Annotated in this window: 22 protein-coding genes and 1 other RNA gene; 18 read left to right on the forward strand and 5 right to left on the reverse strand. The window is 68.2% G+C overall.

Features of this window, described 5'->3' with window-relative positions; all coding sequences use genetic code 11:
• Positions 1-34: 34 nt before the first annotated feature.
• The 4 genes from OC373_RS10600 to OC373_RS10615 all read left to right on the forward strand — a co-directional run bounded on the left by OC373_RS10600 (position 35) and on the right by OC373_RS10615 (position 4,686).
• A complete protein-coding gene (locus OC373_RS10600) occupies positions 35-691 on the forward strand; it encodes a fimbria/pilus outer membrane usher protein (RefSeq protein ID WP_261997669.1) in 657 nt (218 codons plus the stop codon).
• 30 nt (positions 692-721) lie between these two features.
• The gene (locus tag OC373_RS10605; protein WP_261997670.1) at positions 722-1,231 is read left to right on the forward strand and encodes a fimbrial protein; all 510 of its coding nucleotides are present in this window, start codon (positions 722-724) and stop codon (positions 1,229-1,231) included.
• Positions 1,224-2,162: a fimbrial protein gene (locus OC373_RS10610; RefSeq protein ID WP_261997671.1), complete on the forward strand. Its 939-nt coding sequence runs from the start codon at positions 1,224-1,226 to the stop codon at positions 2,160-2,162. Before OC373_RS10605 ends, OC373_RS10610 begins: the two co-directional genes overlap by 8 nt.
• 643 nt (positions 2,163-2,805) lie before the next feature.
• A complete protein-coding gene (locus tag OC373_RS10615; RefSeq protein ID WP_261997672.1) occupies positions 2,806-4,686 on the forward strand; it encodes an autotransporter outer membrane beta-barrel domain-containing protein in 1,881 nt (626 codons plus the stop codon).
• A 160-nt stretch (positions 4,687-4,846) separates the two neighbouring features.
• Here the strand turns inward: OC373_RS10615 and OC373_RS10620 are convergent, their stop codons facing one another.
• The 3 genes from OC373_RS10620 to OC373_RS10630 form a co-directional block, all read right to left on the reverse strand.
• Positions 4,847-6,232: an FAD-linked oxidase C-terminal domain-containing protein gene (locus tag OC373_RS10620; RefSeq protein WP_070426615.1), complete on the reverse strand. Its 1,386-nt coding sequence runs from the start codon at positions 6,230-6,232 to the stop codon at positions 4,847-4,849.
• An 85-nt stretch (positions 6,233-6,317) separates the two neighbouring features.
• Positions 6,318-6,686: a YraN family protein gene (locus OC373_RS10625; RefSeq protein ID WP_070427533.1), complete on the reverse strand. Its 369-nt coding sequence runs from the start codon at positions 6,684-6,686 to the stop codon at positions 6,318-6,320.
• Between the two features lie 5 nt (positions 6,687-6,691).
• The gene (locus OC373_RS10630) at positions 6,692-8,413 is read right to left on the reverse strand and encodes a penicillin-binding protein activator (protein ID WP_070427532.1); all 1,722 of its coding nucleotides are present in this window, start codon (positions 8,411-8,413) and stop codon (positions 6,692-6,694) included.
• A 79-nt stretch (positions 8,414-8,492) separates the two neighbouring features.
• Here OC373_RS10630 and rsmI point away from each other — a divergent pair, with 79 nt between their 5' ends.
• Complete coding sequence (gene rsmI / locus OC373_RS10635) at positions 8,493-9,314, forward strand: 16S rRNA (cytidine(1402)-2'-O)-methyltransferase (RefSeq protein ID WP_070426616.1); 822 nt, start codon at positions 8,493-8,495, stop codon at positions 9,312-9,314.
• A 276-nt stretch (positions 9,315-9,590) separates the two neighbouring features.
• On the opposite strand, the gene rnpB is transcribed toward rsmI, so the two are convergent.
• Both rnpB and OC373_RS10645 read right to left on the reverse strand, forming a co-directional pair.
• An RNA gene (gene rnpB, locus OC373_RS10640) (RNase P RNA component class A) lies at positions 9,591-9,941 on the reverse strand.
• 26 nt (positions 9,942-9,967) lie between these two features.
• A complete protein-coding gene (locus tag OC373_RS10645) occupies positions 9,968-10,744 on the reverse strand; it encodes an NRDE family protein (protein ID WP_070426617.1) in 777 nt (258 codons plus the stop codon).
• Positions 10,745-11,068: 324 nt separating this feature from the next.
• Here OC373_RS10645 and mraZ point away from each other — a divergent pair, with 324 nt between their 5' ends.
• Genes mraZ through ftsA form a run of 13 tightly spaced genes read left to right on the forward strand, consistent with a single transcriptional unit; the run spans position 11,069 to position 25,427 of the window.
• Positions 11,069-11,515, forward strand: a complete 447-nt coding sequence (mraZ, locus tag OC373_RS10650) for a division/cell wall cluster transcriptional repressor MraZ (RefSeq protein WP_019182494.1) — start codon at positions 11,069-11,071, stop codon at positions 11,513-11,515.
• Positions 11,516-11,529: 14 nt separating this feature from the next.
• Complete coding sequence (gene rsmH / locus OC373_RS10655; protein WP_070426618.1) at positions 11,530-12,498, forward strand: 16S rRNA (cytosine(1402)-N(4))-methyltransferase RsmH; 969 nt, start codon at positions 11,530-11,532, stop codon at positions 12,496-12,498.
• The gene (gene ftsL, locus OC373_RS10660; protein WP_019182492.1) at positions 12,495-12,758 is read left to right on the forward strand and encodes a cell division protein FtsL; all 264 of its coding nucleotides are present in this window, start codon (positions 12,495-12,497) and stop codon (positions 12,756-12,758) included. Before rsmH ends, ftsL begins: the two co-directional genes overlap by 4 nt.
• A complete protein-coding gene (locus OC373_RS10665) occupies positions 12,755-14,599 on the forward strand; it encodes a penicillin-binding transpeptidase domain-containing protein (RefSeq protein ID WP_070426619.1) in 1,845 nt (614 codons plus the stop codon). The genes ftsL and OC373_RS10665 overlap by 4 nt, the downstream gene beginning before the upstream one ends.
• The gene (locus OC373_RS10670; RefSeq protein WP_070426620.1) at positions 14,596-16,098 is read left to right on the forward strand and encodes a UDP-N-acetylmuramoyl-L-alanyl-D-glutamate--2,6-diaminopimelate ligase; all 1,503 of its coding nucleotides are present in this window, start codon (positions 14,596-14,598) and stop codon (positions 16,096-16,098) included. The genes OC373_RS10665 and OC373_RS10670 overlap by 4 nt, the downstream gene beginning before the upstream one ends.
• Entirely contained in the window at positions 16,095-17,489 is a 1,395-nt protein-coding gene (gene murF, locus OC373_RS10675; RefSeq protein ID WP_070426621.1) for a UDP-N-acetylmuramoyl-tripeptide--D-alanyl-D-alanine ligase, read from the forward strand. The genes OC373_RS10670 and murF overlap by 4 nt, the downstream gene beginning before the upstream one ends.
• Entirely contained in the window at positions 17,479-18,564 is a 1,086-nt protein-coding gene (gene mraY, locus OC373_RS10680) for a phospho-N-acetylmuramoyl-pentapeptide-transferase (RefSeq protein ID WP_019182488.1), read from the forward strand. The genes murF and mraY overlap by 11 nt, the downstream gene beginning before the upstream one ends.
• On the forward strand, positions 18,564-19,892 hold the full coding sequence (ftsW, locus tag OC373_RS10685) for a putative lipid II flippase FtsW (RefSeq protein WP_070426622.1): 1,329 nt from the start codon (positions 18,564-18,566) through the stop codon (positions 19,890-19,892). Before mraY ends, ftsW begins: the two co-directional genes overlap by 1 nt.
• Positions 19,889-20,983, forward strand: coding sequence for an undecaprenyldiphospho-muramoylpentapeptide beta-N-acetylglucosaminyltransferase (murG, locus tag OC373_RS10690; protein ID WP_070426623.1), 1,095 nt, complete (start codon positions 19,889-19,891; stop codon positions 20,981-20,983). Before ftsW ends, murG begins: the two co-directional genes overlap by 4 nt.
• A gap of 37 nt (positions 20,984-21,020) precedes the next feature.
• Positions 21,021-22,457 carry a UDP-N-acetylmuramate--L-alanine ligase gene (murC, locus tag OC373_RS10695; protein WP_019182485.1) on the forward strand — a complete coding sequence of 479 codons (1,437 nt, stop codon included), beginning with the start codon at positions 21,021-21,023 and terminating at the stop codon, positions 22,455-22,457.
• The gene (locus OC373_RS10700; protein ID WP_019182484.1) at positions 22,454-23,437 is read left to right on the forward strand and encodes a D-alanine--D-alanine ligase; all 984 of its coding nucleotides are present in this window, start codon (positions 22,454-22,456) and stop codon (positions 23,435-23,437) included. The genes murC and OC373_RS10700 overlap by 4 nt, the downstream gene beginning before the upstream one ends.
• A complete protein-coding gene (locus OC373_RS10705; protein ID WP_019182483.1) occupies positions 23,434-24,195 on the forward strand; it encodes a cell division protein FtsQ/DivIB in 762 nt (253 codons plus the stop codon). Before OC373_RS10700 ends, OC373_RS10705 begins: the two co-directional genes overlap by 4 nt.
• Entirely contained in the window at positions 24,192-25,427 is a 1,236-nt protein-coding gene (gene ftsA / locus OC373_RS10710; RefSeq protein ID WP_017355446.1) for a cell division protein FtsA, read from the forward strand. The genes OC373_RS10705 and ftsA overlap by 4 nt, the downstream gene beginning before the upstream one ends.
• The last annotated feature ends 4 nt before the right edge of the window (positions 25,428-25,431 follow it).

Below are 25,431 nucleotides of genomic sequence, written 5' to 3' on the forward strand. Positions count from 1 at the left end.
AACGCCAGCGCCTACGCCGCGTACCAGGGCAGCCGTGGCAACGTCACCGCGGGCTTACGGCCGCAGCGGTGTTTACCGCGCCCTGTCGCTGGGTGCCAGCGGCAGCGTCGCCCTGCATCGCGGCGGCATGAACCTGGGCCCGCCGGCGGGCGAGGGCTTTGCGCTCATCCATGCCGATGGTGCGCAGGGCGCGCGCGTCGGCCATGGCGGCCAGGTGCGCGTGGCTGGCAATGGCTACGCGCTGCTGCCGCACATCAGTCCGTATCGCTGGAACCAGATCGATCTGGACCCGTCCGGCCTGCCGATCGAGGTGGAACTGCTGCAGACCTCGCAGCGGGTAGCGCCCACGGCGGGCAGCATCGTGCGTGTGGAATTCGGCGCGCGTCGCGAGCGCATCTTGTTCATCGACGCCACCGATGCCCTCGGCCAGCCGTTGCCGTTCGCTGCGCGGGTGGAAGACGAATCCGGCACGCCCAAGGGCGCCGTCGGGCAGGGCGGCGTCATCCAGCTGCGCGGTGCGCACGATGCCGGCGCATTGATTGTCGACCCGGACGGCACGCAGCGCTGCCGTCTGGAATACCGCATGCCCGGTGCGCCCGATGGCTATGGCCTGTCGTGGAGCCAGGCGCTGTGCGTGCCCTTGGCTGCCCCCGTGCGGGGCCTGCAGGCCGCCGCTCCCGCAACCCCCTGATCCGCCATTCCCTTCCACAGGAGATTCCCCATGAATGCTGTTGCCCTGCGTAGCGCCACCCTCCTCGCATTGATTGCCACCACACCCACCGCGTTGGCCGTTACCACCACGCTGACCATCAGCGGCCGCGTGCTGCCGGGTACCTGCACGTTGAACGCGCCCGCCATCGCGCTGGATCCGGTGAAAGCCGACGAGCTCACCCAGGGCGACAACAAGCTCAAGACCGGCAGCCTCGATTTCAGCGGTTGCGTGGGCGTGACCAAGGCCACGCTGTCCTTCGCCGGTACCGCCGCTGATGGCGACGCAGAGCGCTGGAAGAATACGGCTGCCGCCGATGCGGCCGATGGCGTCTCCATTGCGCTGCTGCAGGGCGCCACGGGCACGACGTATCTGAAGAACGGCGATACCGGCATCGACGTGCCGGTGACCGGTTCGACCGCCACCTTCGTCCTGCGCGCCGGCTACTACCTGCCCACGGTGGGCGCGGCGAAGGCGGGTGCGGTGCAGACCGAGATTACGGTGACGGCAGACTATGAGTAAACGTAGCGCATCGTGGGTAATGCTCGGTGCCTGTCTGGTTGCGGGGGGCGCCCAGGCCTGCTCCACCATCATGTGGCCAGTGGACCGGGATCTGCGGTATGACACTTACCCCGAAGCGCCCAAGGTATGGATGTGGCAGGTTCCGGGGGCCATCACCATCCTGGATTGCGTCGGTCCGCCGTTCCAGACCAGTGTCCGCTTGGACATGCCGGATCTGCTGCCGGTAGGGGATGTCACCTACAACGGAATCGTCATGCCGGCGTATGAGGCATCGCCGGATTCGGCATTGCTGGCGGTCACCCAAGTGCAGACGTTCGGATGGGACCAAGTGGCGCTGCGCAATGGGGAGGAGGTTCCCTATCTGGCGGACGTCAGCGGGGAGGGCCGCGCAGCATTCGCGCCACAGTTCTATGTTTTCAGCCGGGGCGGCCGGATGCGCACCTTCGAGACCCGCGGGACGCTGACGATGACCTCAGTGGAGAGGCCGGCCGTCAACACCGTCATGCCGGTGCGTCTGCGCATCGAATTTCCGGCAACCACCTGCCCGTTGCAGGACGTCGACGAAACCCTCCAGGAGGTTCAGATAGCGGAGCTGTCGACGCCCGGCAGTACGGCCCGTGAGAAAGTGGTGGCGATCCGCATGAACTGCGGTATCGACCCGCCGCGTGCGCGCATGACGCTGGTCGATGCCGGCGACGCGGGCAATACGGGGAGTCAGCTGACGCCCACAGCCGATTCGGACGCCCAGGGGGTGCGGGTGCAATTGCTGCGCAATGGCAGGGAGATGCAGTTCGGACAATCGTGGGACTTCGATCCGGGTACCGGCGGCGTGCACGACCATCCGTTCACCGCACGCTATATCCGGTTGAATGAAGCCCTGAAACCCGGTCAGATCAAAGGCGAAGCCGTGCTGAACGTGGATTACTGGTAGGGCGCGTCGTGCGGGCGGCAGTTGGTCCAGGCATGCCGGCAACGCCGCTCACATATCCATCACGTTCCTGCGCGCCAGTATTAACAACACGTAACTTGTTGTCGTAATCGCACATTTTTACAACTAATTGAATGTGATTGATTCGGCACGACGGACACAGTAGCGGCCATTACCGGCCTGCGCAGCTGCGCTATTCGGCTGCCTGATCCTTCAAACAGGAACGCTTTCCATGAATCCCATTCAGCACCGCCGATTGACCCTGGCCCTCATGGCCGCCCTCGCCACCGCGACCCCCGCTGCTTTTGCCGGCGTGGTTCCGGCCGATGGTGAAGTAGTGTTGGGGCCGGGGGCGCCTGCCGAACGCTGGACGGTGGGAACCGGCGGCACGCTGATCGTGCAGCCTGGCGCGCAGCTCATCGACATTTCCATGAACGGCGCAGGGACCCTGCTTATGGATGGTGCTACGGTCTCCAGTCCCGGCTCTTTCGCTGTGAACGTCCTGGGTACGGCCACCATCTCCAATTCATCCCTGACCAGCACCAATCGTGAGGCGTTGCGGGTCGCATATTCCGACACTTCGCCAGAAAGGACGACGGTGAACGTCAGTGGCAGTACGATCCGATCCGATGTCAATGCGGTGAACATGGGTTCCCGCACGGAGCTGACGCTCTCCAATACCTCCGTCGCGGGTGGCAACGTTGGCATCAACTCGTTCGGTGGTCGCCTCAGCGTCCTTGGCGGCAGCCGCATTGAGGGCGTAGCTGCCGGCATCCGGCTCAGGGTGGGCGACTACAGCATGGAGGTGCCCGGTGAGAACGTCATCGACGGCTCGACCGTGGAAGGCCTTGCCGGACCGGCCATCTCGGTACTGGGAACCTCCAGCGGCGGCGCTTCGGCAGAGACACGCATTGCCGTGCGCAATGGCAGCCAGTTGATTGGCGGCAACGGCAACCTGCTGGAAGTGTCGACGACGGGTACTGACCTGCCCATCGCCCACTTCGACGTTCAATCCAGCGCTCTGCGCGGCAACATCGTGGTGGGCGACGATGGCAGCCAGGGCCACGTGACGTTGTCCAACGGCGGCAGCATCACCGGTGCGTTCACCAACGTCACCAGCGCCACGCTGGACAACGGCGGCCATTGGCAGATGAGCGGCGACAGCAGCGTGGGCACGCTGGCGCTCAACGATGGCGGCACGCTGGCGCTGGGCGATGGTGGCACCTTCAATACGCTCAGCGTGGACACCTTCACCGGCAACGGCGGCACCGTGCTGTTCAACACCGTGCTGGGCGCCGATGGGTCCAGCACCGACCTGCTGCACGTGCTGGGCGATACCAGCGGCACCGCCAAGGTGGCGGTCAACAACGTGGGCGGCGCCGGCGCGCAGACGGTGGATGGCATCGAGCTGATCCGCGTGGACGGGGCATCCAACGGCCAGTTCGATCTGGCCGGGCGCGCGGTGGGCGGGCAGTACGAGTACTTCCTGCACAAGGGCGGCGTGGCCGGTGGCGAGGGTAACTGGTACCTGCGCTCGCAGCTGCCGACCCCGCCGGACCCGTGCGATGCCGATCCGACGCTGCCCGACTGCGGCGGCCCGGTAGTACCGGTGCTGCGCCCGGAAGGCGGTGCCTACCTGGCCAATCTGACCGCTTCGCAGGTGATGTTCCGCCTGGGCTACCACGACCGCCAGGCAGGCCAGAACGGTGGCCGCGGCTGGGCGCGGGTGGACGGTTCGCGCAGTGGCTTCGATGCGGTCAGCCGCCAGCTGGATGTGCAGGGCAACAGCCAGGCGCTGAGCGTGGGGGCGGACCTGCTGCGCAACGCGGACGGCAGCGCCTTCGGCGTCATGCTGTCGGCCGGCAACGCCGGCAGCACCTCCACCAATGCGCTGACCGGCTACTACGCGCGCGGCAAGGTGAAGGGCGCCGCACTGGGTGTGTATGGCACCTGGCGCGCACCGCATGAAGATCCGTATGCAGGGTTCTATGTGGATGGTTCGCTGCAGCGTTCGCAGTTCCGCAACCGGGTGGAAGGCCTGGCCCTGACCCCGGAGCGCTATGACAGCAAGGCGTGGCAGGGCGCGGTGGAAGCGGGTTATGCGGTGCGCGTAGGTGGTGCTGCCAACGGCGGCCTCTACCTGGAGCCGCAGCTGCAGGTCGGGTACAACCGCTGGGATGATCTGCGCCACACCGAAGCCAACGGCACGGTTGTGACCACGCGCGATGCCGATGGGTTGTTCGGCCGTGCGGGCGTGCGCCTTTCCGGCGTGACCCGGTGGGGCACGAGCGCCGCGCAGGTGCAGCCGTATGTGGCTGCGCACTGGCTGCACCAGCGTGCGGCGTCGGGCGTGCTGATGGACGATGAGGCGGTGGACGCGCGCATTCCACGCAGCCGTGGCGAGTTCAGTGCCGGTGCGTCGCTGAAATTTGCCAATGGCGTGGGCGCGTGGGGTGGGCTGTCGTTGCAGCGTGCCTCGGGTTACCACCAGACCAGCGCCCAGGTGGGCCTGAGCTACAGCTGGTAAACCCTGTAGGGTCGGATCCCTTTGCGTTGCAAAGGGATCCCCCTTCTGCGTGCCCACTCATGCCGCGTGCGCCGCATAGCCGCGTGCTCGGCCAACGCACGGCAGGCAAAAACAGCCTTTCGCATGTGCCGGTCGGGGCGGTGTTGACCGCCACCAATCGCTAAGCCGGTGGCAGCACCTTGCCCGGGTTGAGGATGCCATCCGGATCCAGCGCGGCCTTGATCGCGCGCATCGTCGCCAGCGTTTCCGGGGTGAACGCCTTGGCCATGAAGTCGCGCTTGGCCAGGCCGATGCCGTGTTCGCCCGACAACGTGCCACCCAGCGCCAACGTCAGTTCGAAGATCTTCGGCAGTGCGGCGTGCGCGCGTGCATTCTCGTCGGCATCTTCCGGGTGGTAGAGGATGTTGACGTGCAGGTTGCCGTTGCCGGCATGACCGAAGGTGACGATGGTCAGCGTGTACTCGTGTGCTAGTGCCTGCACGCCGGATACCAGGTCCGGAATGCGCGACACCGGCACCACCACGTCTTCGTTGATCTTGCCCGGGGCGATGCTGCGCAGCGCGGGCGACAGCGCCTTGCGTGCGGCCCACAGTTTTTCGCGCGCGGCCCCTTCCATGGCCACGTCCAACGCGATCATGCCGTCACCCTCGGCAGCAGCAGCCAGCGCCTGCAGCAGATAGGGCAGGGTGTCGTGGTCGCCATCGGCTTCGACCAACAGCATCGCGCCGGCCTCGGGCACCTCGGCACCATTGCCACGCAGCAGCTCCAAGCTGCGCGCGTCCATGAACTCCAACCGCGTGGGCACGACCGGCTGCGACATCAGGCGCGACACAGCCGCGGCGGCGGCATCCGCATCGCGGTACAGCACGCGCAGCCCGGCCTGTGTCACCGGCAGCGGGGTCAGCTTCAAGGTCGCCTCCACGATCAGCGCCAGCGTGCCTTCGCTGCCCACCAGCAGATGGGTCAGGTCGTAGCCGGTGGCATCCTTGGTGTACGGCCCGCCGCAGGTGATCAGTTCGCCGGCACCGGTCACCGCCACCAGGCCCAGCACGTTGTCGCGGCTGGTGCCGTACTTCACCGCGCGCGGGCCGCCTGCGTTGCAGGCCAGGTTGCCGCCGATGCTGCAGATCTCCGCGCTGGAAGGGTCTGGTGGCCAGAACAGACCATGAGGCATCAGCGCCTGCTGCAGGTCGCCGTTGAGCACGCCGGGTTCGACCACCGCGCAGCGGTCGCCGGGCTGGATGGCGAGGATGCGGTTCATGCGCGCGAACGAGAGCACGATGCTGCCTTCGATCGGCACCGCCGCGCCGGTGGTGCCGGTACCGGCGCCACGCGCGACCAGGGCGATGTGGTGCTCGCGGCAGGCGCGGACCAGGGCGACCACCTGCCCGCGATCGCGCGGGAACGCCACGCCTGCGGGGCGCGTGTGCCGCCAGGAGTTGTCCTGCGCATGTGCGTCCAGTGCGCTGTCATCGGTGCGCCAGCCGTCCTCGCCAAGCAGGGCATGCAGGGTGGCAGCAAACGCAGCGGGCAGGGCGGTGGTCATCATCGAGTCCGGGTATCGGCTGGGGCGCATCGGCGCGGCGCACCACGACGGCGGTGGAATGAGGCGCGGGTAACGCTCGCCGGCATCAGCAGTCTTCCAGCCGGAACGCGTCGCGCAGCCAGTTCAGCTGCGGCGGCTCGCCACTGGCTTCAACCACGTCGAAGCGGCAGGGCTGCTCGGCCAGCCAGGGATGCGATTGCAGGAACAACTGCGCGGCGATCACCAGCTTGCGTCGCTTGCGCAGGTCCACCGAGGCCGCGCCGCCGCCAAAGCGGGCACTGGCGCGGTAGCGCACTTCCACGAACACGACGACATCGCCGTCGCGCATGATCAGGTCGATCTCACCGCGGCGATAACGCGCGTTGGTGGTGACCGGGCGCAGCCCGGCCTCACGGAGATGCTGCTGTGCGGCGGCTTCCACCGCCGCGCCACGTAGCGCGCGCCCTGTCGGCACGCCGATCAGTTGCTGCTGGCGATCGGCATCGGCCGGCCGCCGCTGAAGGTCGACCACGCCGGTACCCGCAGCACGTTGCCGTTGCTGTCCAGGAACAGGGTGCCGGTGGCGCCGGCCAGGCCGCCTTCGGTGGCGACCTTGTCCAGGTAGGCGCTGATCTTCCAGGCGTCGAAACCAAACGCGAACAGCCGACCGGAGGCGCCACGTGCCGAGGGCAGGATCTGCCCGGCGGTGGATGCGGCTGGCAGGCCGGGCACGCCGCGCACGTTCCAGGCTTCGTTCGGGTAGACGATGCCGTCCAGCGCCATGTCTTCTTCGGGCTTGCCGGCGCCGACGGTGAGCTGGGAGGTGCCGACGCGGGTGGCGCCGCCCGCACCGGCCAGTGCGAGTTGCGGCGTCAGCGCACGCGCCTGCGGTGCCTTGACCGCCAGCAGCACGCCGTCGATGGCACCGGCGGCACGCACCTGCGCGCCGATATCACCGACGGTGTCGCTGACGCCGATCGTCGCCACCACCTGGCCACCACGCTGCGCGAAGCGCTCGCGGAAGGCGGCAGCGGCACGGCGGCCGTTGTCATCGTTGCTGTGGATCACCAGCACTTTGCTGCGTTCGCGGCCGCGAAGATACTCGGCGGCGATGATGCCGTCGTCTTCCGGGGCCAGCGAGAAACCGGCGCTGCCGGCCGGCGGGGTGTCCTTGCCGCGGTTCAGCGCCAGCACCGGCACCGGCAGCTCGCGGCGACCGAACACGGCATCCACTTCGTCGCGGCCGAGCGGGCCGACGATGAAATCGGCGCCGGCGGTCACGGCCTTGTCGTAGGCCGCCACGGCCCCGGCCGCGGTGCCGGCGGTATCGATGAACTGGATGTCCGGGCGGCGGCGGGTTTCACCGTAGTAACCGCTGAGCAGGCCATCGCGGACCGGCTGCGCGGCGGTGGCCAGGCGGCCGCTGAGCGGCAGCAGCACGGCCATCTTCACCGGTGGGCGGTAGCCATCGCTCATCGCCGGCGGGCGCTTGCTGGTGTCGAACTGCGAGGCGCCTTCGCGATCGAAGGGACGCGGCAGCGGCAGGCCGCGGGCGATCAGCGCACGGCCGGCGAAGTTGTACAGCGGCTCATTGGCCGGCAGTGCGGCGGCGCGGGCGCGCAGGGTGGCATCGTCCAGCGTGCCGAGCAGGCCGGCGATGGCCTGCTGGTTGTCGCTGCGCGCCTTGCCGGTCAGTGCGGCGTGCGCACGGGCGCGCTCGAGTGCGGCACCGAGGTTGTCACCCGTGGCCTGCAGCGCGTTGGCGCGGGCCAGCTGCCAGCGCGTGCGCAGCGAGGGGGTGACCGCATCGGCCGAATCCTTCAGCGCGGCCAGCGCCTGTGCCGGCTGCTTGTCGGCCAGCGCCAGTTCGGCGGTGGTCAGCTGGTAGCGCTGCAGGCTGGCGCCGCTGAGCTGGCGCGCGGTGACCTGGGCCAGCAGCGTGCGGGCACGGGTGGCATCGCCGGCTTCGTGCCAGGCAAAGGCGGCATCGGCCAGGGCAGCGCTGCGGGCACTGCCGCGCAGGGTGTTGGCCAGCGCTTCAAGCTGGAGCGCCGCATCGCGCGGCTTGCCCTGCTCGATCAAGGCCAGGGCCTGGCTCTGGGCCGGCGATTCCGGCGCGCTGGTGAAGCTGGTCGTGGCGCAGCCGGCAAGCAGCATCAGCGACAACGAAAGGGCGGAGATCCTTACGACGGGCTTGTTCATGATCAGGTCCATTCGATGGGGGCAGCGGCCGTGGCCGGGGAACGGTACGATTCTACCCTTGACCACGGAAGAGCCGCTGATGAGTGCTGTCCCCACGCTGTATGTCGTTGCCACCCCGATCGGCAACCTCGCCGATCTGACCCCGCGGGCACAGGACGTGCTGCGTTCGGTGGCCGCGATCTGCGCCGAGGACACCCGCCGCAGCGGCCAGCTGCTGGCCCACTTCGGCATCCAGCAGCCACTGGTGGCGCTGCACGATCACAATGAGGAAGCGCTGTCGCAGCGGATCGTGGCGCGCCTGCTGGCCGGTGAGTCGCTGGCGCTGGTCAGCGACGCCGGCACCCCGCTGGTGAGCGATCCGGGCTACCGCCTGGTCCGCGCCGCGCGCGAAGCCGGAATCAAGGTCAGCCCGGTGCCCGGCGCCTGCGCGGCGATTGCCGCACTGAGCGTGGCCGGCCTGCCCAGCGACCGCTTCACCTTCGAAGGGTTCCTGCCGGCCAAGGCCTCCGGCCGCCGCGAGCGCCTCAACGCGCTGGCCGGTGAGACCCGCACCCTGGTGTTCTACGAATCCTCGCACCGGATCACCGAATCGCTGGCGGACATGATGGCTGCGTTCGGGCCCGAGCGGCCGGCGGTGCTGGCGCGCGAACTGACCAAACTGTTCGAGACCGTGCTGGACGGCGACCTGGCCTCGCTGCTGCAGCAGGTCGAGGCGGACGACAACCAGCGCAAGGGCGAGTTCGTGGTGATGGTGCAGGGCGCGGCCGACGATGAGGAGGCTCAGTTGGCCGCCGGCCGCCGCATGTACGCCAAGCTCAGCGAACACCTCCCGCCGTCCACCGCAGCCAAGCTCGCCGCCGAACTCACCGGTGCCCCCAGAAAAGCCCTGTACGGCGGTTGATCGGCCGGTCGCGCCACCCACGGGTGGCTGCACGCAGTGCCAAAGAAGGTAGCCACTCCACGGGTGGCTGCACGCGGTGCCAGAACGTGAGGCAGCCACCCATGGGGTGGCTACCGCGCGTGCAGATTGAATGCCGGCCCACGCAAACCGTCTGGATGCACAGCCCCCCTTAGTAAAGGGGGGCGCGGCGACAGCCGCGGGGAATTGGGCGCTGGTGGCCCGGGGCCCAAGGTCTGCGCTGCAAACCTTGGGCTTTTTTCGTCATGACGAAAAAAGCGGCGGAGCCGGCCGATAAGCCGGGTTTTGTCGTGGACAGTCATTCTTCTAGGCGCTGCGTCACCGCAGCGCTCGAGCAACCTACCCGGACCCGACGCGGGCCACGCCATTAGGTCCCTATTTGGTCTTGCTCCAGGTGGGGTTTGCCGTGCCGGTCTGTTACCAGACTCGCGGTGCGCTCTTACCGCACCATTTCACCCTTACCGGCTTCCCGAAGGAAACGTAGGCGGTATCTTTCTGTTGCACTTTCCGTCGGCTCGCGCCGCCCAGGCGTTACCTGGCACCTTGCCCTGTGGAGCCCGGACTTTCCTCGGCATCCGCAAGGGATGACGCGACTGTCTGGCCGACTCCGCCGCGCGCATTGTCCCACATTCACGTCACCTCGGCGCAGACAGCTGCGTGGTCGTCAGCCGGGTCTCGCCGATGCAGTCACCCTCCGCATCGAACCGGCGTTCGGCGATGAAGCCGTGGCCGTTGGCGTCCAGCGCGATGATCGTGCTGGCGCGGGTGCCGTACTCGGGGCTGCGGATGAAGGCGGAGGACAGCCAGCGCTCGCGCGCCAGGCCGATGCCGGTGTCGGGCAGGGCGCGGTCGTCGGCGCGGGTCTCATCGCGCAGGGCGTCCCACAGCGGGGTCAGGTCCTCGCTGGCGGCGTCCACCCACGCGCGCAGCGCTGCGTTCAATGTCACGGTTTTCGGCCACGGCGCGTCCAGCGGCCCGTTGGACACGCCATGGATGCCCGGGGCCAGCGGTTGGCGGTGCAGGGGATGGTTGCCCAGGAACTGGCAGCTGTCGCGGTCGGCCAGCACCAGGTTGAAGGGGGCGAATTCCACCGCGCGCGCGGCGAGCTGGTCGGCGAAGACGGCCGCCGGCGCATCGTCGCGCAGGTAGCCGGCCACCAGGGCGCCGCGCGAGGGGCCGGTCTGCCGGGCCAGCGGGTCGCGGACATTGGTCACCACCGCCATCCGCCCCTGCGCGCCGATCCCGGCCCAGGTCCCACCCGAGCGCAGGTCGCGGCCGGCGGCCACGGCTTCATCCGGCGGAGACCAGCGTGCCAGCGCGGCGGTGGGCCGCGCGTGGAATTCATCGCGGTTGCCGGCCATCACCAGCTGCCAGAGGGGGTGTGTTTTCCATGCGAGGGCGAGCAGACACATGCCTCACATTGTGCCGGTTCTGCGCAGCGGCGAGACGATGCCGACCGCGTCAGGACTGAATACGCGGCGATGTTTCACGCGGTCTCCACAGGCCTGAACTTCGGCGAAATCTCAAAAAATGAGACGAAACAGCAACTTGTGGATAAGCCTTGAACAAGTCTCTAAACATTGCTGCAAGCCCTTGATGTTCAAAGTGATTTCCCCTTCGCAAAGTTGTTGACAACCCGATCGGCACTGCTAAGGTGGGCATCAGAGGGGAAACCGGGTTTTTTGTGGTTTTTCGTGGTTCAATGTTTCACCAGGCGAAGGAAAGGTGAAAACGTCGTGTTTCAAGGCGAGACGGCCATCACTGTTGACGACAAAGGGCGCATGGCGGTTCCGACCGCGCATCGCGACCTTGTCGCGCGTGTGAGCAACAACCGTCTGGTCCTGACCTACAACCCGTTCGAGTCCGGCTGCCTCTGGCTGTACGCCGAACAGGAATGGGAACGCGTCCGTGATGACGTCATGTCCAAGCCCAACACACAGCGCGTCGTGCGCCTCCTGCAACAGAAGCTGGTCGGTTCGGCCGCGCATCTGGAGCTGGACGGCAACGGCCGCATCAGTATTCCCGCCAGCCACCGTGGTGCCGTTGGCATTGAAAAGAAGGCGGTGCTGCTCGGTATGGGCGACAAATTCGAATTGTGGAGCGAGCAGGCTCATCGCGCGTTGATCCAGCAGACGTTGTCTGACGAGGATCTCGGCGATGGGTTGCTCGACCTGAAGTTGTGAGCCGGGGTGCCCGGATGCGCGGAGCAGCGCAGACCGGTCACCTTCCGGTGTCGCAGTCGCCGGCAGGCCACCTGCCGGTCCTGTACACGCAGGTCCTGGATGGCCTGAAGGTGATCGAAAACGGAGTGTATCTCGATGGCACGTTCGGTCGTGGCGGTCACGCCCGCGGCGTGCTCGAGCAACTCGGTCCCGGAGGCCGGCTGCTGGTCATGGACAAGGATCCCGAGGCGATTGCGGTAGCCGAGCGTGATTTCGCGCCGGACCCGCGCGTCTCGATCTTCCGTGGCAGCTTCGCCGATCTGCTGCACTGGGAGGCCACCGCGCAGGGCCTGGATGGCGTGCTGTTCGACCTGGGCGTGTCCTCGCCCCAGCTGGATGTCGCCGAGCGTGGCTTCAGCTTCGGCAAGGATGGCCCGCTGGACATGCGCATGGACCCGGACAGCGGCGAAAGCGCGGCGCAGTGGCTCAACCGTGCCGAAGAGCGCGAGATCGCCGATATCCTGTGGACCTATGGCGAAGAGCGCCAGAGCCGGCGCATCGCCCGCGCGCTGGTGGCCCGCCGCGAGAAGCAGCCGTTCAGCCGCACCGCCGAACTGGCCGATGCCATCGCCGCCGTGATGCCGCGTGGCAAGGACAAGATCAACCCGGCCACGCGCAGCTTCCAGGCGATCCGCATCCACATCAACCGCGAACTGGCCGACCTCGAGGCCGGCCTGGATGCCGCCCTGGCGCGCCTCAAGCCCGGTGGCCGCCTGGCCGTGATCAGCTTCCATTCGCTGGAAGACCGCATCGTCAAGCAGTTCATGAACCGCCATGCCAAGGCCCCGCCGAGCAACCGCCGGTTGCCCGAGGCGCAGCCGTTCGTGCCGACCCTGGTGCTGCACGGCGGCGCCATCAAGGCCGACGATGACGAGCTGGCGGTCAATCCGCGCTCGCGCAGCGCCGTGCTGCGCGTCGCCGAGAAGTGCGAGGTGGCCGGATGAGCCGCCTGCTGTTGATCGTGCTGCTGGCCTGCACCGTCGCCTCGGCGATCGGCGTGGTGTTCATGCGCCATCGCCACCGCCAGACCTTCGTGGAGCTGTCCCGGGTCGAGCGGGCGCGCGATGAGATCAACATCGAGTTCGGTCGCCTGCAGCTCGAGCAGGCCACTCTGGCCGAGGCCACCCGGGTCGACCGCGTCGCCCGCGAGCGCCTGGGCATGAAGTTCCCCGAAGCGGCCGATGTCGTGGTGATCCGGCCATGAACAAGTCCGGGCGCAACCGTGCGCGCAACAGCTTCAACCTCCGCCAGCGCCTGAAGTGGGTGGGGCTGGCGCTCGGCTTGTGCTCGGTCTCGCTGGTCGGTCGCGCCGCCTACGTGCAGATCATCAACAGCGAGTTCTACCAGCGCCAGGGCGAAGCGCGTTACCTGCGCGAACTGCCGATCAACACCTCGCGCGGCATGATCACCGACCGCAATGGCGAACCGGTGGCGGTGTCCACCCCGGTCGCCTCTATCTGGGTCAACCCGCAGGAACTGCTGCGTTCGCCGGACCGCATCCCGGAGCTGGCCACCGCGCTGGGCATGCCGCTGGACGAGCTGACCTCCAAGCTCTCGCAGAAGGCGGACAAGGAATTCATGTACCTGCGCCGCCGGATCAATCCGGACGACGCGGAGAAGGTGGTCGCGCTGAAGATCCCGGGCGTGGCCTCGCAGCGCGAGTTCCGTCGCTTCTACCCGCAGGGTGAGGCGATGGCGCACGTGCTCGGCTTCACCAACATCGACGACCGCGGCCAGGAAGGACTGGAGCTGGCCTTCGACGAATGGCTGCGCGGCAAGGCCGGCGCCAAGCGGGTGATCCGCAACCGCAAGGGCGACACCGTCGAGAGCGATCTGCTGCGCGCCGCCGAGCCGGGCAAGGACCTCACCCTCAGCATCGACCGCCGCATCCAGTTCCTGGCCTTCAAGGAGCTGCGCAACGCGCTGATCGCCAACAAGGCGGCCGGCGGCTCGATGGTGATCATGGACGTGGCCACCGGTGAAGTGCTGGCCATGGTCAACCTGCCGACCTACAACCCCAACGCCGTTGGCGGCGCGGCACCGGACACCCGTCGCAACCGCGCGGTGACCGACCTGGTCGAGCCGGGTTCGACCATGAAGCCGCTGACCATCGCCTCGGCGCTGCAGTCCGGCGTGGTCACCAAGGACACCACGGTGGATACCAACCCGGGCTACATGGCCGTGGGCCGGTTCACCATCAAGGACGTGCCGCGCAACAACGGCGTGCTCAACGTCACCGGCGTGATCACCCGCAGCTCGAACATCGGCGCGGCCAAGATCGCGGCCAAGATGCCGGACCAGGTCTTCTACGACCACGTGCACAGCTTCGGCTACGGCGTGTCGCCGCACAGCGGCTTCCCCGGCGAATCGGCCGGCGTGCTGCCGCGTCCGGCGCGCTGGAGCGGCTCGTCCAAGACCACCATGTCCTACGGCTACGGCCTGAATGTCACCCCGCTGCAGATCGCCACGGCGTACTCGGCGCTGGGCAACGGCGGCAAGCTGATCGCGCCGACCTTCGTCAAGGGCCAGCGCAACGAAGGCAAGCAGATCATCGATGAGAGCATCGCCAAGGAAGTGGTGGCGATGATGGAAACCGTGGTCACCCAGGGCGGCGCCAAGCAGGCCGCGGTGCTGGGCTACCACGTGGCCGGCAAGACCGGTACGGCCCGAAAGGCCGGCCCGGGCGGGTACGAGCGCGGGCATTACAACGCGCTGTTCGCCGGTGTGGTGCCGGCCACCAACCCGCGCTTTGCCACGGTGATCGTCATCAACGACCCGCAGGCCGGCAAGTACTACGGCGGCCTGGTGTCCGCACCGGTGTTCCACAACGTGATGGAAGGCGCCCTGCGCCTGATGGACGTGCCGCCGGACGACATCGAGTCGTGGCTGGCCGCCCAGCAGTCCGGAAAGATGGGCCACTCGGCCTCGGTGCTGCCGATGCCGCCGCCGGAAACGGTGATCGCCCCCGACGCCGCCGCAGAATTCGATGCCGCGCTGCCCAGCGCGCACGCAACGGTGCCGCCCGCGCAGGGAGGCACCCAATGAGCCAGACGATGTTGCTTTCGCAGTTGCTTCCCGATGTGGCACTGAGCCACGATCCGACCCTCACCGGCCTGGTGCTGGACAGCCGCGCAGTGCGCCCGGGCAACGCCTTCGTGGCGATCGCCGGTTTCGGCGCGCACGGGCTGGGGTTTGTCGACCAGGCGCGCGCCAATGGCGCTGCAGCGATCCTGTTCGACCCGCCGGCCCCGGCCGAGCTGCCGGCGCCGGCCGATGCGATCGCCGTGCCGGGTCTGCGCAACCGCATGGGCGCGATGGCCGACCAGTTCCACGGCCATCCCTCGCGCGCGATGACGATGGTCGGGGTGACCGGCACCAACGGCAAGACGTCCACCGTGCAGCTGCTGGCCCAGGCCTGGCACCTGCTCGGCACCGCCAGTGGCAGCATCGGCACGCTGGGCGTGGGTCTGTACGGCAACGTCGTGCCGACCGGGTTCACCACGCCGCTGGTGCTGCAGATGCATGAGGTGCTGGCGCAGCTGCGCGATGCCGGCGCCCAGGCCGTGGCGATGGAAGTCAGCTCGCACGCGCTCGACCAGGGCCGCGTGGACGCCGTGCATTACGACGTGGCGGTGTTCACCAATCTCACCCGCGACCATCTCGACTATCACGGTGACATGGCGCAGTACGGTGCGGCCAAGGCCAGGCTGTTCCACCGCGATGGTCTGAAGGCTGCCGTGGTCAACCTCGATGACAGCTTCGGCAGCGAGCTGCTGCGCACCGTCGGCGCGAGCGTCCGCCCGATCGGCGTCAGCTCGCGCGGTGCCGCACAGGCCACCCTGCGCGCCGATTCGCTCACCCTGGATGGGCGCGGCATCGCCTTCGACCTGGTGGTCGACGGCCAGCGCCATCCGGTGCAGTCGCCGCTGCTCGGTCGTTTCAACGTGGACAACCTGCTGGCCGTAGCCGGTGCGCTGTATGCGCTGGACCACATCCCGGCCGCGATCGCCGCGCTGCTCTCGCAGCTGCAGCCGATTGCCGGCCGCATGAACCGCCTGGGCGGCGAGGGTGGGCTGCCCACCGTGGTGGTCGATTACGCCCACACCCCGGATGCGCTGGAACAGGCCTTGACCAGCGTGCAGGGCCATCTGGCCGGCCGCCTGGTCTGCGTGTTCGGCTGCGGCGGCGAGCGCGATACCGGCAAGCGCCCGCAGATGGCCGCCATCGCCGAACAGCATGCCGACGTGGTGATCGTCACCGACGACAATCCGCGCGGCGAAGACGGCGACGTGATCGTGGCCGACATCCTCAAGGGATTTGACGCACCCGCGGCGGTCACCGTGCAGCGCGACCGTGCCGCCGCGATCGCTGCTGCGATCGGCCAGGCCGGCGCGGGCGACATCGTGCTGATCGCCGGCAAGGGACATGAGCCCTACCAGGAGATCGACGGGGTCAAGCACGCCTTCGACGACACCGAGGTGGCCGGCCGAGTGCTGGCCGCGCGCGTAGACAACGCGGGCACGCTGCGCAGGGAGGCCCCATGAAGCGCACGCCGCTGTCGCTGATCGCCCATTGGGCCGGTGGCGAGATCCATGGCGAAGACACCGCCATCGATGCGATCAGCAATGACACCCGCACGCTTGCCCCGGGCAGCCTGTACGTGGCGCTGCGCGGCGAGCGTTTCGATGGTCATGAATTCGCAGCCGACGCCCTGGCGCGCGGTGCTTCGGCGATGCTGGTCGAGCGCCTGCTGGATGTGGCCCTGCCGCAGATCGTGGTTGCCGACAGCGAGCACGCCCTGGGCCGCATCGCCGCCGGCATGCAGCGCGACCGCGGCACCGAGGTGTTCGCGATCACCGGCAGCAACGGCAAGACCAGCGTCAAGAGCCTGCTGCTGGCGATCCTGGAGCAGGTGGCACGGGACGACCGCAAGGTGGTCTACGCCAACCCGGGCAACCGCAACAATGAGATCGGCCTGCCGCTGGCGGTCCTCGATGCGCCGGAAGATGCCGACTACGCCGTCTACGAGATGGGCGCCGGCAAGCCGGGCGATATCGCCTACCTCACCGAGATCGTGCGCCCGCACTACGCGCTGGTGAACAACATCGCGCCGGCGCATCTGGAGCGCATGGGCAGCCTGCAGGGCGTGGCCACCACCAAGGGTGCGATCTACGCGGCGCTGCCCTCCGATGGCGTGGCCGTGATCAATGCCGATGACGCCTTCGGGATCTGGTTCGAACAGCACATCGTCGGCCAGCCGCCGCGCTGCCGCGTGCTGCGCTATGGCCTGGACCACAGCGCCGATGTCACCGCACGTGCGATCCGTCCGGCCGCGCAGGGCAGCCAGTTCGTGCTGTCCACGCCGCAGGGCGATTCAGAGATCACGCTGGGCCTGCCGGGCCGGCACAACATCAGCAATGCCCTGGCCGCTGCCTCGCTGGCGTTGGCCGCAGGCCTTCCGGTGGCGCAGATCGCCGCCGGCCTGGCCCGCGCCGAGCCGGTCCCGGGCCGCCAGATCGCGCACCAGCTGCCCAACGGCGCGGTGCTGATCGATGACAGTTACAACGCCAACCCCGGCTCGTTGGCCGCGGCCATCGATGCCCTGGCAGGCGCGAAGGAAGAAGGCTGGCTGGTGCTCGGCGACATGCGCGAACTCGGCCCGGACGGCGAGGCGCTGCATGCGCAGGCCGGCCGCCGTGCGCGCGAGGCTGGCCTGGCGCGGCTGTACACGCTCGGTCCGCTGAGCGCCGCCGCCTCGACCGCCTTCGGTGAAGGCGGTCAGCATTTCCAGAGCCACCAGGCCCTGGCCGCCGCGCTCGCCACCGAACTGCATGCCGGCGTGCGCTGCCTGGTCAAGGGCTCGCGTGGCAGCGCCATGGACACGATCGTCAAAGCGCTGCTCGCGCAAGGAGAGGAAACCCCCAATGTTGCTTGAACTGGCCCGATGGCTGCAGCAGTTGGAGAGCCTGTTCGGGCTGTTCGGCTACCTGACCCTGCGCGGCATCCTCGCGGCGCTGACCGCCCTGTTCCTGTCGCTGTGGCTTGGCCCGGCGATGATCCGCAAGCTTGCCCAGTTCAAGGGCGGCCAGCCGATCCGCAAGGACGGGCCGCAGACCCATTTCTCCAAGGCCGGCACGCCGACCATGGGCGGTTCGCTGATCCTGCTGACGATCACGCTGTCGGTGCTGCTGTGGGCCGACCTGCGCAATCGCTACGTCTGGCTGGTGCTGGCGGTGATGCTGTGCTTCGGTGCGATTGGCTGGTACGACGACTGGATCAAGATCGTCCGCCGTGATCCCAACGGCCTGAAGTCGCGCTGGAAGTACCTGCTGCAGTCGATCTTCGGCCTCGCGGCGGGTCTGTTCCTGTTCTACACCGCCGATGTCCCGGCGGCGATGACGTTCTACATCCCGATGTTCAAGTCGATCGCGCTGCCGCTGGCCGGCATCAGCTTCGTGGCCATCGCCTACTTCTGGATCGTCGGCTTCTCCAACGCGGTCAACCTGACCGACGGCCTGGACGGGCTGGCGATCATGCCGACCGTGCTGGTGGCCTGCGCGCTGGGCGTGTTCGCCTACGCCTCGGGCAACGTGGTGTTCTCCAGCTACCTGCAGATCCCGCAGATCCCGGGCGCCGGTGAGCTGGTCATCATCTGCGCGGCGATCGCCGGCGCAGGGCTGGGCTTCCTCTGGTTCAACACCTATCCGGCCATGGTCTTCATGGGCGACATCGGCGCGCTGGCGCTGGGCGCGGTGCTGGGCACGATCGCGGTGATCACCCGCCAGGAACTGGTGCTGGTGGTGATGGGGGGCGTGTTCGTGATCGAGACGCTGTCGGTGATGATCCAGGTCGCCTCATTCAAGCTGACCGGCAAGCGCGTGTTCCGCATGGCGCCGATCCACCACCACTTCGAACTGAAGGGCTGGCCGGAGCCGCGCGTGATCGTGCGCTTCTGGATCATCTCGGTCGTGCTGGTCCTGATCGGCCTGGCCACGTTGAAGGTCCGCTGATGAACGACCTCTCGCGCCAGGCAACCCGCCTTGAAGCCATCGGAGGCCACTTCGACAAGTGGCTGCTGGGCGCGATCATCGCGCTCACCGGGCTGGGCGTGGTGATGGTCGCGTCGAGCTCGATCGCGCTGATGAGCAGCCCGTTCTACTACCTCAACCGCCACCTGATCTTCCTGGCGGTGGGTATCGGCCTGGCGATCATCGCCATGCGTACCGAGCTCAAGAGCATCGAGCAGTACAACCAGATCCTGCTGCTGGGCTGCTTCGCGCTGCTGGTGGTGGTGTTCATCCCGGGCCTGGGCAGCAGCGTCAACGGTGCCCGCCGCTGGATCAACCTGGGCATCTCCAAGTTCCAGACCGTCGAAGCGGTCAAGGTGCTCTACATCGTGTGGTTGTCCAGCTATCTGGTCCGCTTCCGCGATGAGGTCAATGCCACCTGGCCGGCGATGCTCAAGCCGCTCGGCGTGGCCGGCGCGCTGGTGGTGCTGCTGCTGCTGCAGCCGGACTTCGGTTCGTCCACGCTGCTGCTGGCCATCACCGCCGGCATGCTGGTGCTGGGCGGGGTCAACATGCCGCGCATGTCCATGCCGGTGATCATCGGCATGGTCGGCATGAGCGCGCTGGCGATCATCGAGCCGTACCGCATGCGCCGCATCACCTCCTTCCTGGACCCGTGGGCCGACCAGCAGGGCGACGGCTACCAGCTGTCCAACGCGCTGATGGCCGTGGGCCGCGGCGAGTGGACCGGCGTGGGCCTGGGCAACTCGGTGCAGAAGCTCTATTACCTGCCCGAAGCGCATACCGACTTCATCTTCTCGGTCACCGCCGAAGAGCTGGGCTTCCTCGGCACCTGCCTGATCATCGCGCTGTACGCACTGCTGGTTGGCCGCACCTTCTGGCTGGGCATGCGCTGCGTGGAAATGAAGCGCCACTTCTCCGGCTACATCGCCTTCGGCATCGGCCTGTGGATCAGCATGCAGAGCTTCGTCTCGATCGGGGTCAACCTGGGCATCCTGCCGACCAAGGGGCTGACCCTGCCGCTGATTTCCTCGGGCGGCTCGAGCGTGCTGATGACCTGCGTGGCGATGGGCCTGCTGCTGCGCGTCTCCTACGAACTGGATCGCGCCGAGCGCCGCCAGGCCGTGCGCATGGGTGCCGACCAGGAGGGTCCGCTGCCGGGGGATGCGCCCAGGGCGGAGAGCGCCAGTGCGGTCGCCGCCGCGATGCAGGACAGCGGCAACCGCGATGCCGCACCGCGCGACAGCTCCACCCGTGGCACCAGCCGCATGCAACAGCGCATCGAGCCGACGCTGGGGAGGATGGGATGAGCACGCCTCGCCTCGATCCGTCCCGTCGCCCGGTCATGATCATGGCCGGTGGTACCGGGGGGCACATCTTCCCCGGCCTGGCCGTGGCCAAGGTGCTGCGCGAGCGCGGCGTGCCGGTGACCTGGCTGGGTGCCGATGGCGCGATGGAAACGCGCCTGGTGCCGCAGCACGACATCCCCATCGACACGCTGGCCATCGGCGGCCTGCGCGGCAAGGGCAAGCTGGCCCTGCTCGGCGCGCCGTTCCGCCTGCTGCGCGCGGTCCGCGCGGCCGGCTTCCTGATCCGTGATCGCCGGCCGCGTGCCGTGATCGCGTTCGGTGGTTACGCCTCCGGCCCCGGCGCCATCGCCGCGCACCTGCACGGCCTGCCGCTGCTGGTGCACGAACAGAACCGCGCCCCGGGGTTGACCAACCGCGTGCTGTCGCGCGTCGCGCGCCGCGTGCTGGCCGGTTTCCCGGGCAGCTTCGCCAAGCGCGAGGAAGCGGTCGGCAACCCGGTGCGTGCCGAGATCGCCGCGATCACGCCGCCGGATCTGCGCCTGGCCAATCGCCAAGGCCCGTTGCGCCTGCTGGTGCTCGGTGGCAGCCAGGGCGCACGCGTGCTCAACAACGCGGTGCCCAAGGCGCTGGCTGCGCTGGGCGCCGGGATGCCGGTGCAGGTGCGCCACCAGAGCGGCGAGAAGCTGCATGCCGAAGCGCTGCAGGCCTATGCCGATGCCGGCGTGCAGGCAAGCGTGGAACCCTTCATCGCCGATATGGCCGAGGCGTTCGCCTGGGCCGATCTGGTCGTGTGCCGCTCCGGTGCCTCCACCCTGGCCGAGCTCTGCGCGGTCGGCGTGGGCAGTGTGCTGGTGCCGTTCGCGGCGGCCGTCGACGATCACCAGACCCGCAATGCGGAGTATCTGGTCGAGCGCGGCGCGGCCGTGTTGCTGAAGCAGGATGAAACGCTGGCGACGCAGTTGGAAGGCGTGCTGCGCGATCTGTCCGAAAATTCCGCCCGACGCATGCAGATGGCCAACGCCGCGCGTGCCCTGGCCAAGGTCGATGCCGCTGAGCGCATCGCCGACATCATTCTCGAGGAATCCAAATGAACACCGCTACGCGCGCCAGCCTGGCGCGAGGCCGCGCATGATCCGCCGCCTCCACGACACCAACGACCTGGTACGTGCGTTCCCGCGCGTGCACTTCGTCGGCATCGGCGGCACCGGCATGAGCGGCATCGCCGAAGTGATGCTGACGCTGGGCTATGAAGTGTCCGGTTCGGACAACGCCGACAACGCCGCGACCCGTCGCCTGGCCGGCCTGGGTGCGCGCGTGATGCGTGGCCATTCGGCTGCCAACGTGCTCGGCACCGACTGCGTGGTGGTCTCCAGCGCGATCCGCGATGACAACCCCGAGCTGATGGAAGCGCGCAGCCAGCGCATTCCGATCATGCCGCGCGCGGCGATGCTGGCCGAACTGATGCGCTTCCGCCGCGGCATCGCGGTGGCCGGCACGCACGGCAAGACCACCACCACCAGCCTGACGGCCGCGGTGCTGAGCGAAGGCGGGCTGGACCCGACCTTCGTGATCGGCGGCCAGCTGCTCGCTGCCGGTGCCAACGCCAAGCTCGGCAGTGGCCAGTGGCTGGTGGCCGAAGCCGATGAAAGCGATGGCAGCTTCCTGCGCCTGAACCCGCTGGTCTCGGTGATCACCAACATCGATTCGGACCACCTGGAAAACTACGGCAACGATTTCGCCCGGGTCCAGGCTGCGTTCGCCGAGTTCCTGCAGCGCCTGCCGTTCTACGGCCTGGCGGTGCTGTGCATCGATGATCCGGAAGTGGCTGCGCTGGCCGCGCAGACGCCGCGCCATGTCATGAGCTATGGCATGAGCAGCAACGCCGACGTGCGCGCCGAGGATGTGGTCCAGGACGGCCCGCGCATGCGCTTCACCCTGCGCCTGCCCGAAGGCAGCAGCCACCCGGTGACGCTGGCCCTGCCGGGCGCACACAACGTACTCAACGCCCTGGCCGCCGCGGCCGTGGGCTGGCAGCTGGGCGTGGCGCCGGAGGCGATCGCGCGCGCGCTGGAAAGCTTTGCGGGCATCGGCCGCCGCTTCAACGATCTGGGCATCGTCACCACGCACACCGGTGCCAAGGTGCGTGTGATCGATGATTACGGCCACCATCCGCGCGAACTGGCCGCCGTGTTCGCCGCCGCCCGCGGCGGCTGGCCGAGCCAGCGGCTGGTCGTGGCGTTCCAGCCACACCGTTACAGCCGCACCCGCGATCAGTTCGACGCCTTCGCGGCGGTCCTCTCCGAAGTGGACGCACTGGTGCTGAGCGAGGTCTATCCGGCCGGCGAGGCGCCGATTCCGGGGGCCGATTCGCGTTCGCTGGCGCGCGCCATCCGCGCGCGTGGCCGCAGCGAGCCGGTCGTGGTCGGCAACGCCGCCGAACTGGCGCACGTGCTGCCCGACGTCCTGCAGGACGGTGACCTGCTGCTGATGATGGGCGCAGGCGACATCGGCTACATCGCCCAGCAGATCGCCGGCGAAGGCTTCCAGGAGGCCCCGGCGGCATGAACGCGCTGACCTTCCCGCCACTGCGCCTCACCGATCCGGCCATGTTCGGCCGCGTTGCCGTGCTGCTCGGTGGCACCTCCAGCGAGCGCAACGTCTCGCTGGATTCGGGCCGCAACGTGATCGAAGCGCTGCGCGCGCGCGGCGTCGATGCGATCGCCGTCGATGGCATCCCGGCCCTGGCGCTGGCGCTGGTCGAGAAGCGTTTCGACCGCGTCTTCAACATCCTCCACGGCCACAACGGCGGTGGTGAGGACGGCATCGTGCAGGGCCTGATGGAGGCCTTCGGCGTGCCGTACACCGGCTCGGACGTGCTCGGCTCGGCGCTGAGCATGGACAAGATCCGCACCAAGCAGGTGTGGATCTCGCACGGCCTGCCGACCCCGCGCTTCATCGCGCTGGACCAGGCCTCCGATGTCCACGCCGCCGCAGCCGAGCTCGGCCTGCCGGTGGTGGTCAAGCCGGCCAACGAAGGCTCCAGCGTCGGCATCAGCCGCGTGGTGGAAGAGGCCGGCCTGGATGAGGCGGTTGCACTGGCAGTGCGCTATGACGGCCAGCTGCTGATGGAGCAGATGGTGGTCGGCGACGAGTTGACCGTGGCGATCCTGGGCGACCAGGCGCTGCCGTCGATCCGCATCGTGCCCAAGGGCCAGTGGTACGACTACAACGCCAAGTACATCGCCGAGGACACCCAGTACCTGTGCCCGGGGCTGGAAGGCGAGGACGAGATCGAGATCCGCCGCCTTGCACTGGCCGCGTTCCGCGCTGCCGGTTGCCGCGGCTGGGGCCGGGTGGACGTGATGCGTGACCGCAGCACGGGCCGCTTCTACCTGCTGGAAGTGAACACCGCGCCGGGCATGACCAGCCATTCGCTGGTGCCCAAGTCGGCCAGCCAGGCCGGGATCGGCTTTGAAGAGCTGGTCTGGCGCGTACTGGAACAGACCCTGCCGGGTCACGCAGCGCAGGAGAACCGCCACGCATGAACGCGGTGCTGCGCATCTTCGTCTGGTTGCTGGCCCTGTCGGTCGTGGCACTGCCCGTGGTGGCGGTGCTCAACGGCTGGGTCGGTGCCGAGCGGTGGCCGTTGGCCAAGCTGCGTGTGCACGGTGAGTTCAAGCGGGTGCCGGCCGAGCAGCTGCAGCAGGTGGTGCTGCCGTATGCGAAGTCCGGCTTCTTCGCGGTCAAGCTGCAGGATGCACAGGACGCCATCGAAACGCTGCCGTGGGTGGAAAGCGCGCAGGTCCGCAAGCAGTGGCCCGACGTGCTGGAAATCACCCTGGTCGAGCACAAGCCGTTCGCGCGCTGGGGCCATGACCGCCTGCTCTCCGAGCAGGGCAAGCTGTTCGCCACGCCCAAGAAACTGCAGGACCTGGAACTGCCCGACCTGGATGGTCCGGACAGCCAGACCGAAGAAGTGGTGGCGCTCTACAACGATGCGCGCGCGCTGTTCGCGCCGGCCGGGGTGGACGTCAAGCGGGTCACCATGGACGCACGCGGCAGCTGGTCGCTGGTGCTGAGCAACGGCACCGAAGTGGTCGTGGGCCGCGACGATGCCCGCTCGCGCCTGCAGCGCTTCGTGCGCGTGCTGCCGCAGCTGGCCAACCAGGCGGCGCCGATCGAGCGCGCCGACCTCCGATATACCAATGGTTTCACACTGAGCTGGGGTACCCCGGCTCCGGCGACGCCGGCCGCACCGGCCGCGCCGGCCAATGTGGCGCACAGGACGCAGGACAGGACATGAATCGCAAGGGTGACAAATCACTGATCGTCGGTCTGGACATCGGCACCTCCAAGGTGGTGGCGCTGGTCGGCGAGTATTCGCCGGGCAATCCGATCGAGGTCATCGGCATCGGCTCGCACGAATCGCGCGGTCTCAAGCGCGGCGTGGTGGTGGATATCGAATCGACCGTGCAGTCCATCCAGCGTGCGGTCGAAGAGGCCGAGCTGATGGCCGGCTGCGAGATCCGCTCGGTGTACGCCTCGATCTCCGGCAACCACGTGCAGTGCAAGAACTCGCCCGGCATCGTGCCGATCCGCGACGGCGAAGTGACCTGGGGCGACCTGGACCGCGTGCTCGACGCAGCCAAGGCGGTGGCGATCCCGGCCGATCAGAAGATCCTGCATGCGATCCCGCGTGAGTACGTGCTGGATGATTCGCAGGAAGGCATCCGCAATCCGGTCGGCATGACCGGCGTGCGCCTGGAAGTGCACGCCCACCTGGTGGTGTGCGCACAGTCGGCCGCCGCCAACATCTCCAAGTGCGTGCAGCGCTGCGGCCTGCAGGTCGATGACCTGGTGCTGTCCTCGCTGGCCTCCAGCGTGGCCGTGCTGACCGCCGACGAGCGCGAGCTGGGCGTGGTGCTGGTCGACATGGGCGCCGGTACCACCGACCTGGCCGTGTTCGTGCAGGGCGCGATCTGCCACACCGCCTCGCTGCCGATCGCCGGCGACCACGTCACCAACGACATCGCGCACATGCTGCGCACGCCGACCCCGGAAGCCGAGCAGATCAAGGTGCGCTACGCCTGCGCCCTGGCCCAGCTGGCCACCGCCGAGGAAAGCATCCAGGTGCCCAGCGTCGGCGATCGTCCGCCGCGCCGGATGCCGCGCCATGCACTCGCCCAGGCGGTGCAGGGCCGCTACGAAGAAATCTTCGAGATGGTGCAGGCCGAACTGCGCCGCTCCGGTTTCGAGGAACTGGTGCGCGCCGGCATGGTGCTCACCGGCGGCGCTTCGAAGATGGAAGGCGTGGTCGAACTGGCCGAGGAAATGCTGCAGATGCCGGTACGCGTGGGCATCCCGCAGCACGTCACCGGCCTGGGCGAAGTGGTGGGCAACCCGGTGCATGCCACCGGCGTGGGCCTGCTGCTGATGGGCAGCCAGATCGAACACCCGCGTCGCCCGTCGCTGCCGACCGGCCGCGCCGGCAGCATGTTCAAGAAGCTCAAAACCTGGTTCCGCGGCGAGTTCTGATCGC

This window comes from Stenotrophomonas sp. Ste96, from assembly GCF_024519495.1.
Taxonomy (GTDB): domain Bacteria; phylum Pseudomonadota; class Gammaproteobacteria; order Xanthomonadales; family Xanthomonadaceae; genus Stenotrophomonas; species Stenotrophomonas bentonitica_A.